Annotated in this window: 10 protein-coding genes; 6 read left to right on the top strand and 4 right to left on the bottom strand. The window is 67.2% G+C overall.

What is annotated here, in order from left to right; genetic code table 11:
- Positions 1–112: 112 nt before the first annotated feature.
- The 3 genes from BW994_RS08425 to BW994_RS08415 form a co-directional block, all read right to left on the bottom strand.
- The gene (locus BW994_RS08425; RefSeq protein WP_217696449.1) at positions 113–721 is read right to left on the bottom strand and encodes a DUF1320 domain-containing protein; all 609 of its coding nucleotides are present in this window, start codon (positions 719–721) and stop codon (positions 113–115) included.
- Between the two features lie 8 nt (positions 722–729).
- The gene (gene aat / locus BW994_RS08420) at positions 730–1,413 is read right to left on the bottom strand and encodes a leucyl/phenylalanyl-tRNA--protein transferase (protein ID WP_035228280.1); all 684 of its coding nucleotides are present in this window, start codon (positions 1,411–1,413) and stop codon (positions 730–732) included.
- Between the two features lie 183 nt (positions 1,414–1,596).
- A complete protein-coding gene (locus BW994_RS08415) occupies positions 1,597–2,694 on the bottom strand; it encodes a sulfotransferase family 2 domain-containing protein (protein ID WP_029311024.1) in 1,098 nt (365 codons plus the stop codon).
- Positions 2,695–2,988: 294 nt separating this feature from the next.
- Between BW994_RS08415 and BW994_RS08410 the strand changes: the two genes are divergently transcribed.
- The 5 genes from BW994_RS08410 to BW994_RS08390 are packed head-to-tail and all read left to right on the top strand — an operon-like array spanning position 2,989 to position 11,094.
- Positions 2,989–4,347 carry a UDP-glucose dehydrogenase family protein gene (locus tag BW994_RS08410; protein WP_029311023.1) on the top strand — a complete coding sequence of 453 codons (1,359 nt, stop codon included), beginning with the start codon at positions 2,989–2,991 and terminating at the stop codon, positions 4,345–4,347.
- Between the two features lie 2 nt (positions 4,348–4,349).
- Complete coding sequence (locus BW994_RS08405; RefSeq protein WP_029311022.1) at positions 4,350–6,092, top strand: methyltransferase domain-containing protein; 1,743 nt, start codon at positions 4,350–4,352, stop codon at positions 6,090–6,092.
- A gap of 26 nt (positions 6,093–6,118) precedes the next feature.
- A complete protein-coding gene (locus BW994_RS08400; RefSeq protein WP_029311021.1) occupies positions 6,119–9,244 on the top strand; it encodes a class I SAM-dependent methyltransferase in 3,126 nt (1,041 codons plus the stop codon).
- Between the two features lie 9 nt (positions 9,245–9,253).
- Entirely contained in the window at positions 9,254–10,300 is a 1,047-nt protein-coding gene (locus tag BW994_RS08395) for a rhamnan synthesis F family protein (RefSeq protein ID WP_051657202.1), read from the top strand.
- A 32-nt stretch (positions 10,301–10,332) separates the two neighbouring features.
- A complete protein-coding gene (locus BW994_RS08390; protein ID WP_051657201.1) occupies positions 10,333–11,094 on the top strand; it encodes a lysophospholipid acyltransferase family protein in 762 nt (253 codons plus the stop codon).
- Positions 11,095–11,404: 310 nt separating this feature from the next.
- Here the strand turns inward: BW994_RS08390 and BW994_RS20405 are convergent, their stop codons facing one another.
- Complete coding sequence (locus tag BW994_RS20405; protein ID WP_281174430.1) at positions 11,405–11,536, bottom strand: hypothetical protein; 132 nt, start codon at positions 11,534–11,536, stop codon at positions 11,405–11,407.
- An 86-nt stretch (positions 11,537–11,622) separates the two neighbouring features.
- Between BW994_RS20405 and BW994_RS08385 the strand changes: the two genes are divergently transcribed.
- The coding region (locus BW994_RS08385; RefSeq protein ID WP_139334041.1) for a transposase at positions 11,623–11,889 on the top strand (267 nt) is incomplete at its 3' end.

Genomic DNA, 11,889 nt, shown 5'->3' with positions numbered 1-11,889 from the left:
GGCACCGACTTGGCTCAAGTCTCGCGCCGAACCCATTGATAGGATTATCTCATGACGCAACTTCCAGATCCGCGCAAGGGCAGCCATCACCCAGGCGCAACCGCCTCGCGTTTCAACCGCCCAGCAACTGCGCCAACATCTGCGGCGGCAAGGAAATACTCGAATACCCCTCAGGCAACACGAAATCACCCGGCGGTTGCGGCGCATCGGCAACCTGCAGCGCCGTCACGCTCATCGAACCACGATCGTCCTTGCCGGTCGCCGCCAGCACCACACCACCCTGGGTAATGCACGCCGTACCATCGCCCTTGCGCTTCAACACCAAATACCGCGTGCACGCATGCCCCGCGATCCGCGCCTGGCCCAACGGCGTGAAATGCGCGCCGTTCTCATCGAGCACCTTATTGATCAGCCCCGACAAACCCGGCACCGCCACCACCGCATGCATCTGCGGCACCACCACATGCGCTGAGCCGGATGCCAGATCGAGCAACACCGTCACCCCCGTCGCCTGACCCGCCACACTCACCGCCCGCAACATCCGACTCGCCGCCTGATAGCGCACCCGCCACGTCTGGTCCGCCCGCCCCGGCTGGCTGATCCGATACACCCCCATCACATCATGGTCCGGCAGCAACCGCGGCACCGCCGCCCGCGCCAAACCGCCCCACCCGACCACCGCCAGCCCCACGACCGCAAACCCAGCTAAAAACCGCCGCATTCTCTTCATCAAACGCTATCTTCCCGATCATGGTCACGTGCCAGCATGGCACCGATATCCGCAAGAATTGTGGCAGCATCCAGGTCAGCCACCCATGCGGCCGGCCGCGCCACCGCCTCCGCCAACATCCCATGATACGCCGCGCGCGACACCTCACGCGCCCCGAACCGCGCCAGATGCTCGGTCAAAAACTGCGTATCCAACAAACTGAACCCACATAACCGCAACCGCGCCACCAGATGCGCCAAGGCAATCTTCGAGGCATCCCGCACCAGCGACACCATGCTCTCGCCAAAAAACGCCCCGCCGATCGCCAGCCCGTACAGCCCGCCCACCAGCGTCGCACCATCCCACACCTCGACACTGTGCGCATGGCCCAGATCATGCAACGCCACGAACAACCGCTCGATCTCCCGGTTGATCCACGTCTCCGGCCGCACCGCCCGCGCCGCCGCACATAACCCGATCAACCCGCGAAAATCCCGGTCCGCCACCACCTCCAGCCGCGTCGTCCGGATCGTCCGAAACAACCGCCGCGGCACATGAAATCCACCCAACGGCAAGACCCCACGACGCTCCGGGTCCAGAAAATGCAAACTCCGCGACTGCCGCGTCTCCGCCATCGGAAACATCCCCAGCCGATAAGCCCGCAAAATCATGTCAGGATCGAGAACAAGCTCGCGCGCGATCATCCCCCATCGTCGCGCAGATCACCCACCCCCGCAAGCACGGTCACAAAGTGATAGCTGTGGGGGTCGAGGGGGCGCAGAAGCCGAAGGTTCCAGCGATGCTCTTCATCGCTGGAATGGCTCCGGAGGGAAAGCCCCCCGCCTTGCTTGCTGAAAAAAGCACCATCCCCCCGAACCCTGCAGTCATCACTCCGCGGCCCGTGCGTGTGGGGTGCGGTGTTGTGCGAGGGCATCGGCGTAGAGGGTGCGATCGAGGGTGGTGAGCCGGTCGAGTTCGGTCTGGATTTCGGGTGTCATGGGCGTTCGTTCGGCTTTGCGGAAAAAATCGGCCGATTCGACGTGATTTTCGGCGGTGACGTTGCCGCGCACCGGGCGATCGGGTGGTTTGGCGCCGATCAGCGTGGCGAGTCGGTGCACCGAGTCGTCCATTGTTTCGGTAATTCCGACGAAGTCCAGCCGAGCGAGTGCGTCGCGCGCGGCGGCGAGTGAGGCTGCGGGATCGGCCATGAGCGGATCGATGGCGGCGCCGGTCCTATAGCGGCCGGTCAATCGTCTCGCATAGAAATTATCGAGGTAATCGCGAAGCGAGGGTTCCGGATCGCGCAGAAACCCGAGCAGATCGTGCCGGTGGGCCGCGCCCATCAGCGGGTCGTTGGCGACGTCGCCGATCACATCCGGCCGCACGCTGCGCCAGAAATGATAGATCGAGACCAACCGCGCGCGGGGTTCGCGCAGAAAGGTGAATTTAAACCGGTCGGGGTCGATTCGTTCGAGGGCCGGCAGCCCGAAATGCCCCCACAGCAGGGCGTAACGTGCCACGTCACGCCCGATCCCGGCGGGCGCGCGGTAAAAATTCTGCGGCGGCACTGCGCGCAGCGGGTCGGGGTCGATCTGTTCGGGGTGAAACTGCGGTGCGAGCCAGCGCATCACAGCGACCCCGCCGCATTTCTCAAGGTGGAGGAACCCGAGTTTGGGTCCGGTCCACACGGTCAGGATATCACCCTGCAAGGGCGACAATGGTGCCTCCGCGGTGCCCCGCTCTGCCCGCATTGCGTAGCCCATCAGATTGCACACATCGCTCACGGAACTCAGCGCCCGCACGAGCGCCGGCAATCGCACGGAACGGTCGATGAACCCCCGCCGGAATGCATCACGCTCACTGTTACAAGGCCATCGACCCAGCGAAAGGCGTAGCAGCACCGGCGCGCTCGTCACGGCGATCACGTTCATGGCCGTCTGGCGCATCTCAGCGGCACGTTTACGCGGCGAGCCGATTACGGTCATGACCCTGCCATAAATTAGACCCTGACGAGATACAACGACTGAATTTTAACGCATTGTTACAGCATAACGTCCAATTCATAGTCACGATTTCGTGAAACGGTTATAAATTGAGCAAGCAATCATCCATGCAGCAGGTCACAAAACAACACATTCACCGATCGCAACCCAACCCCTTGCAACCGGGGATGGAGGTTGCCAGAACACGCCTTGTAACCTGTTTTCGACACGCTTTCTCAAAACTCAGCGACGCCGCCGCGACCATCCCGCCCACCGTTCTCAAGGAGTAACCCCGGCTTGAAAATCGCGATCATTGGTGGCGGCTATGTCGGCCTGGTCTCGGCCGCCTGTTTCGCCGAATTCGGCGTCGAGGTCGCGGTGGCGGAAACCGACCCTTCCCGCCTGAACCGCCTGCTGGCCGGCGAAATGCCGATCTACGAACCAGGCCTCGAAGCCCTGGTCGCCAGCAACCGCGCCGCCGGCCGTCTCAGCTTCACCGGCGCCTTGCCCGAGGCGATCGCCGGCGCCGAAGCCGTCTTCATCGCGGTCGGCACCCCCTCGCGTCGCGGCGGCGGCCATGCCGACCTCACCTATGTCTTCGCCGCCGCCGAACAGGTGCTGCGCGCGCTCGACCATCCGGCCGTCCTGGTCACCAAATCCACCGTCCCGGTCGGTACCGGCCGCAAACTCGCCGCCCTCGCCGCCCAACTCCGCCCCGATCTCGCGATCGAGGTCGCCTCCAACCCGGAATTCCTGCGCGAAGGCAGCGCGATCGGCGATTTCATGCGCCCCGACCGCGTCGTGGTCGGCGCCGAGACCGAGCACGCCCGCACAATCCTGCGCGCGCTCTACCGCCCGCTCAACCTGATCGAAACCCCCATCCTGATGACCGGCCTCGAAACCGCCGAACTCATCAAATACGCCGCCAACGCCTTCCTCGCCATGAAGGTCACCTTCATCAACGAGATGGCCGATCTCTGCGAATCGGTCGGCGCCGACGTGCACGACGTCGCCCGCGGCATGGGGCTCGACGGGCGGATCGGCCGCAAATTCCTCCACCCCGGTCCCGGGTTCGGCGGCTCCTGCTTCCCCAAGGACACGCTCGCCCTCGCCCGCATCGCGCAGGATGCCCGCGCGCCCAGCCGCCTCACCGAGGCCGTCGTCGCGGTCAACGAAGCCCGCAAGGCCGGCCTCGGCCGCCGCATCATCGATGCCGCGGCGATCGACCTGCGCGGCAAGCGCATCGCCATCCTCGGCCTCGCCTTCAAACCCGAGACCGACGACATGCGCGACTCCCCCGCCATCCCCGCCATCGAGGCATTGGCCGAAACCGGTGCCACGATCATCGCCTACGACCCCGCCGCGATGGCGGCCGCCAAACCCCTGCTCCCCGGCTCGATCCAGTTTGCCGAAACCGCATCGCAGGCCATCGCGGGTGCTGACCTGCTGGTGGTGATGACCGAGTGGAACGAATTCCGTGCCCTCGCCCCCGCCCGCCTCGCCCAGGCAATGCCGGGCCGCGTCATCGTCGATCTGCGCAATATTTTCGACCCCGCCGCGATGCGCGCGGCCGGTTTCGTGTATCATGGCGTTGGTCGCGGCAGCCGGCCGACCGGCGACGCGACGGTGGACCCCGAGACGGATGAGGACCAATGAGCATGGATGACGTAACCACCGCGCCGGAACGGCTCGATCCCCACGGCCTGCCGATGGTCGGCGCCTATCCCGACTATGCCAACCCCGATCTGGTGATGGCGATCCCGCTGTCCGCCCGCACCGTGATCGATATCGGCTGCGGCGGCGGCGCGATCGGCGCCGCCTATCTTCGCCGCAATCCCCGCGCGCGCGTGCTCGGCGTCGATATCGACCGCGAATCCGTCGCCATGGCGCAAACCCGCCTCACCGAAGCCGCCTGTTGCGACGTCCAGACCGAACCCTTCCCGTTCGATCTCTCCGAAGGTGTCGATTGCCTGGTCTATGGCGATGTCCTCGAACATCTGGCCGATCCCTGGGCCGTCCTCGCCCGCCATGCCGAGCTGCTCAACCCGGATGGCACGGTGCTGGTCTGCTTTCCCAATGTCGAGCACTGGAGCATCACCTATCGCCTGCTCAAGGGCGAGTTCGACTATGACGACATCGGCCTGCTCGACCGTACCCACCTGCGCTGGTTCACCCCGCGCACCATGGGCGCCGCCCTCGAACGCGCCGGCCTCGCTTTGTGCGATGTCCGCCCCCGCGCCGCCGATCCCGACGGTGCCACCCGCTTCACCGAAGCCATGGCCCCCGCGCTGGCCAGCCTCGGCGTCGATCCCAACGACTACCGCAACCGCGCCACCCCGATCCAGTTCATCTGGCGCGCCAAAAAACAGCCCCGCCCCCGCCTCGTGCTGGGTGCCACCATGCTGCCGCCGGTCGGCGGCGTGTCCGATGTGCGGGTGATCGACCCGATCCGCGGCCTCGCGACCGACCCCTCCCTGATCACCGCGATCAAACCCGAGAGCGAGCTCAACCGCGTGCTCGATGGCGCGCCCCACATCGCCGTGCTGCACCGCCCGCTGCTGATCGGCGAGCCCGGTCTCGCCCGCGTGCGCAGCCTGATCGAGCGCGGCTACCTCGTCGTCACCGAGTTCGACGATCACCCCGGCTTCCTCGAACAGCGCGGCATCGCGGCCGCCGACCTGCTGACCTTCACCGCCGTCCACGCGGTGCAGACCAGCACCGAGGCGCTGGCCGCCGTGCTCACCGAATACAACCCCGAAATCGCCGTCTTCCCCAACGCGATCACCGAGCTCGCCGCCCCGCGCAACTTCGCCAACCCCGAGCGCATGACCCTGTTCTTCGGCGCGCTGAACCGCGAGGACGATTGGGCGCCCTACATGCCCGTCCTGAACGAGGTGCTGCGCGCCGTCGGCCCCCGCCTCGCCGTCACCGTGCTGCACGATCGCGGCTTTTTCGATGCGCTCGACACCACCAATAAAAATTTCATCCCAACCAGCGACTACGCAACCTATCGCGAAGCCCTGGCCAGTTCGGAAATCGCCTTCATGCCGCTGGCCGATACCGCGTTCAACCGCGCCAAATCCGACCTGAAATTCATCGAAGCGAGTGCGGCGCGCGTCGTCTCCCTCGCCAGCCCCACCGTCTACGATGCCAGCATCCGCGAGGGTGAGAACGGCCTGCTGTTCCGCAGCCCCGATCATCTGCGCATGCAGCTGCTCCGCCTACTCGCCTACCCCGAAGCCGCCAAGCGTCTCGCCGATGCCGCCCGCGCCGACATCAGCGACAACCGCATGCTCGCCTACCAGATCCGCGCCCGCACCGATTGGTACCACGCGCTCTGGGCCCGTCGCGACGAGCTGACCGAAGCCCTGCGCGCCCGCATGCCGGCCCTGTTCGCTTGACTCCAGCGGCCGGAAGCGAAGGCGCCATGGATCTGCCGCAACCGCCGCCGCCCGCCATCCGCGTCATCTGGCCGGACACCGAACAACCGCCGTACGAACGGCCCTGCCCGAACTGCGGCGCGTCCGGTGCCAAGCCGCACCTGCTCGATGTCGCCTGGACCGCCCCGAAACTCCAAGGCGGCGACCGCAAGCCGGTATTCGCCTGCCCTGCCTGCACCGCGCGTTTCTACCCGCCGCTCGACGTGCCGAACTACCACGATCCCGATGTGATGGATTGGGGCTGGCACCAGTTCCACATCCAGCAGGGCGCCGGCCTGGTGCCGATCACCGAAACCATCGGCCGCATCGCCCGCCCCGCCGGCACGCGCTTCCTCGAAATCGGCTGCGGCTATGGCTTCGGCCTCGATTTCGCAATCCACGCGCTCGGCTGGCACGGCCTCGGCATCGACCCCTCGCCGATGGCGCGCCTCGGTGCGGCCGATCTCGGCATCACCATCAACGACGGGTATTTCCCCCAGGCCGATCCCGCAGCGGCGTTATGGGACGTCATCGCAGCGACCGAGGTGATCGAACACGTCGAAACCCCGGCCGACCTCCTCGCCGCCATCCGCGCCCGGCTCAACCCCGGCGGTCTGCTGCTGCTGACCACGCCGGATGGCGCCGCGATCACCCGCGAAACCCCGGAAGCCGCCCTGGTCCAACTCCTGGCACCCGGCATCCACATGGTGTTCCAGACCGCGACCAGCCTGCGCCGCCTGCTCGACCGCGCCGGCTTCACCGGTGCCGTGATGGGCCACGACGGCCTCACCCTGGTCGCCTACGCCGGCGCGACCGACGACGCCCTGATCGATGACGATGAACTGCAGCGCCGCCGCTTCCGCACCTACCTCACCACCCGCGCCGCACACATCCCACCCACGACCGATCTCGGCCTCGGCTTCGCCGGCCGCGCCCTGTTCGAAGCCGCAATCGACCTCGACTGGCCGGCTGCCAGAACCATGCGCGACCGGCTCTGGCCCGCCATCCAGGCCCGCTTCGGCCTCGATCTCGACACGATCGATGCCCTGCCGCCAGCCTTCGCACCCCTCAGCCTCGCCGAACTCAAGGACCACATGCCGCTCAACCTCGGCATGATCCTCTACGCCGAAGCGAGCCGCCTGCGCGCCGATCCCGCCACGCGCGATCGCGCCGCCCCGCTGTTCCTGCTCGCCAGCGCCGCCGCCAGCACCCTGCACACCGCCCTCGCCCGCCTGTCCCTGAACGATGGTCTCGCCAAGGAACTATCATGGCGCGGCATCGCCGAAGCGGCGATCGAAGCCGCGCGAAGCGGCGACGCCGCAGCCCTGCCCCGCTTCGCCGCCCTGCAAACCATCGCGGGTGCCGCCGCCGAACGCGCCGCCATCGTCTGGCGCGGCGTCATCGAACTCACCAATGCCGGCGCCACCCCCCTCGCGCGCGACCTCCTCGCCCGCGAACACCTCACCACCCCGCCGCCCGATCTGCCGGACGGCGTCCGGCGCGACGCCCAAATCGTCATCGCCCAGCTTGCCCTGGCACCGGATGGCGATCCGCTCGCCGCCATCGCCATGGCCGAGGCGCTCGGCCCCACCGATCCCGCCTACGCGACCCTGCTGGGCGGTGGTTTCGTCCGCCTGGTCAACCGCGCGCGCTTCACCGAGGCGCTGCCCTACGTCCCCCAGGTCACCGCCGCCTGCACCGCGGGTGACAGCGCCGCCGCAACCGATGCACGCAATGCGCTCGCCATCGCGATCGAGCGCGGTGCCGACCCCGCCGCCATCCCTGCCCTGCTCCGCCCGATCCCGCTCGACCCCGCCCGGCGCGACGCCATCCTGCTCGAAGCCTTCTGCCGCCTGGTCGATACCGGCCGCTACGAGGCGGCGATCAGCATGGCGGATGCCGAAAACATCGTCAGCCGCGCCGTCGCGCGCGACGATACCGCCGGCCGCAACGCCCGCCTCGCCCTCGCCCTGCTCGACCTCGCCACCGGCGACCCGATGGACGTGCCCACCCGCCTCGCCGGACTTGCAATCGACGAACAACGCCGCCGCGACATCCTGATCGGCGCGTTCTCCCGCCTGGTGAACGCGGCGCGCTACCAGGATGCCCAAGCCTACGCGACCGCCCAGGCCATCGCCCAATTGGCAGCCCCCGAACCCAGCACCGTCCACGACGCTGCCGGCCGCGATGCGATCATCGGCCTCGCCATCCTCGATCTGGTCACCGGCGACCCGGCCGAAGCCCCCCGCCGCATCGCAACCATCGACATCGACGCCGAACGCCGCCGCCAGATCACGCTCGGTGCCTTCGTCACTTTGGTCAACCGCGGCCGCTACGACGACGCCGCCACCCTGCGCGCCACCACCCCGATCGATACCTGGGCCGCCACCATCATCGATGACGACGCGATCGACGCCTCGATCGCCCTGATCGCCCTGACCCTGGTGGCCGGCGACCCCGCCGCGGTCCCCGCCCTGCTCGCCCAACTGCCCGGATTGTCGCCAGAAGCCCAGGCCGATGCCCGGGCGCAGGCCGCGCTGCGCCTGATCCATCTCGGGCGGCTCGATGAAGCCCGCCCCCTGATCGCGCTGATCGATTACGCGCTGCTCGACCCCGCCAGCCGGATCGATCTGATCGCAACCGAGGCGCATTTCGCGATCGAGGATCACGCCACCGCTGCCGTCCCCGCCCTGCTCGATGCGCTGGAGACCGACCACGCCGACCCCATCCGCGTGAAAAACCTGGCGCTGCGCGGCTTCGTCACCGCGGTCAACCGGGGCGATTTCGCCGATGCCGCGCTGCTGCGCCCAAGGATCGAGCCGGATTTCACCAACTACGCCAAAGCGACCACCGATGCCCTGCGCGGTGCCGGCTTCGCCCTCGGCGTGCTCGACCTGCAAGACCCGCCGCAACCCCACCGTGCGGAAGCCGCCTTCGCTGCGGTCCGCCGCGGCTTCGCCGCCGAACTGGCCCAAGGCGATGCGGCACCGCCGCTGTTCTGGGAATCGCTGCGCGGCGAACTCATCGCCCTGCATCAGACCGGCCGCGCCGCCGAAGCCAACGCGCTCGGCCGCGCCATGCTCGATCGCTATGGCGCAGCACCAGACGATCTCGCCCTCGAACTCAAAGGATAACACAGGCCGATGGCGAGTATTCTGCGTCGACTCTGGCTGGGCATCAGCGCCGTGCGCGCCGCCGTCACCCTCACGGTCGCCGGCGTGCTGGGCCGCCTGCGCAGCCCGCATCAGGTCATCGTCAGCAAACCCGCCACCGGCATCGTGCTCGGTCCCAAAATCGTGCTGTTCCTGCATTGGGATCGCGGCGGCCGGGTGCGCGAGGCGCTGTTCACCTACATCGCCCAACTCGCGGAATCCGGCCGCTCGGTGGTGTTCATCACCAACGCCGGCAAGATCGAACCGAACGCCGAGGCCCGCCTGCTCACCATCTGCGCCGGCGTGCTGATCCGGCGCAACATCGGCTACGATTTCGGCGGCTGGCGCGACGGCATCGAAACCCTCAACCTGCCCCAACCCGAAACCGAGGAAATCATCATCGTCAACGACAGCGTGTTCGGTCCGGTCCGCCCGCTGGAAGCGACATTGCTCCGGCTCGACTACACCGATGCCGATGTCTGGGGCCTGACCGAAAGCTGGCAGCGCCGCTATCACCTGCAATCCTATTTCGTCGCCTTCGGCCCCCGCGCCATCCGCGCGCCCGCCTTCCGCACATTCTGGCAACAGGTCATTCCGGCACCCTCGAAAGCCTATGTCATCGGCAAATACGAAATCGGCATGACCCAGGCGATGATCAAAGCCGGAATGCGCGTCGCCGTGCTCTGGCCTTACGAAATGCTGACCAAGCAGATCACGCGCGATCAGCTGGCCGGCTACCTCGATGGCGATGGCGCGGCCGGCGCGCGCAACGACCCGCTCGATCTCACCCGCTGGCTGCACATCCTGCGCCTGCGCGACGCCATCGCCCGGCGCAAACCGCTCAACCCCACGTCCGATCTCTGGCGCCACCTGCTGCTATCGGGCTACCCGTTCATCAAGCGCGAACTCCTGCGCGACAACCCCACAAGAGTCGAAGACATCGGCGACTGGGCGGATGTCCTGCGCGAAACCCTCGGCGTCGATCCGGGTCCGATCATCGCCGATCTGCGCACCATGCTGCGGGGCGACGCACCCTGATCGAACACAATGACCGTCTGGGCCAGTTCCGCATGCTGGCCCGCCTCGTCGCCTTTATCGGCTGGACACTGGCGCTCCTGCCCATCCAGCTTGTGCTGATCAACCTGTCGGGCACCGCGAAGCGCCGCATCCCGCTGCTCTACTGGTCCGGCGTCGCCCGCATCCTCGGCGTCAAGCTCGACGTCACCGGCACCATCGCCACCGATGGTGCCCGCCCGGTCCTGTTCATCGCCAATCACAGCTCCTGGCTCGACATCGTCGCCCTCGGCGCCGTCCTGCCCGGCTGCTTCGTCGCCAAGGGCGAAATCGCCCGCTGGCCCGGCATCAACCTCGTCGCCAAGGCCGGCCGCACCATCTTCGTCTCGCGCCGCCACGGCAACACCGGGCGCGAACGCAACGACATGCAAAACCGCCTGGCCGCCGGCGACAGCCTGATCCTGTTCCCCGAAGGCACCACGTCGGATGGCGCGCGCGTCATGAAGTTCCACGCAACCTTCCTCGCCTTGGCCAACGATCCGTCGAACCCGATCGTCCAGCCCGTCACCATCGTCTACGACCAGATGGACGGCCTGCCGATCTGCCGGCGCAACCGCCCCCGCATCGCCTGGTACGGCGATATGGACATCGCCTCGCACTACGCCCAGTTCGGCCGCCACAACTGGCGCGCCCGCATCGTCCTCGGCACCCCGGTCGACGCCAATATCGGCCGCAAAGCCCTGGCCGCAGACCTCGAAAGCCATATCGCCACCGAGGCGGCACGGTTGCGGCAGGGCCGCTCGCACCAGGCGGGGTAACCGCTACTTCAGGGCGATCGGGACGTCGGGAGGGCCGATCCCAACGCCGCCAGCGAGACCATCACCGTCCCACAATTTCAACCGCGCGACCGGCTCGCCGACTCCGCCATCCACTGGCCGGCATCGGTCCAACCAATTCACAATGAATCCTCAGTTTCAGGGCGTTCATATTCATCTGGCGACAACGGAGCCGGGCACGACCACGTCCCCCGATCACTCTTGGCTTCGGTGGCCCGGCCTATTAACGTTTCACATATGGTTGCGTGCAGCGGCGTGCGGAGCCCGGCATCGAGGCACGTTATCAGTGCCCCTAGCGCCAGACGCGACCGAACCCGGCCGAGGAATTGAAACTAGGCACCGGCATCACGACGCGCCGCAAAACCTCCCGCCGCGCCGCCCACAGCAGAAACAAAACTCCCGCCGTCCCCACCGCCGTAACCATCCGGTCTGAGCCGCCTGCCGCTACGGGAAGAAGCCGCTCATAAGAGCGCTGCTATGAGCTGATTCATATGCAGGGAGCTGTGGCGGATGGAGATCATCACGGGGACTGAGCGCCGGCGTCGCTGGCGGGATGAAGACAAGCTTCGGATTGTCGCGGAAGCTGAGGCACCGGATGCTGTATTTGCCTTGGTGGCACGGCGGCACGAGATTTCGCGAGGGCAGTTGTGGAAATGGCGCGGGCAGGTTCGGCGCGGTGAGTTGGCGCCGGTGCGGGTGGAGCCGGAGTTCATTCCGGTCCGCGTGATGGCGAGTGCGGCGCTGTCGATGCCGCGGGCATTGGGCAAATCAGCGGCG

This window comes from Acidiphilium rubrum (assembly GCF_900156265.1).
In the GTDB taxonomy this organism is placed as follows: domain Bacteria; phylum Pseudomonadota; class Alphaproteobacteria; order Acetobacterales; family Acetobacteraceae; genus Acidiphilium; species Acidiphilium rubrum.
Note: the sequence above shows the minus strand (reverse complement) of the source record. Positions and strands in the feature narration are given on the sequence as shown.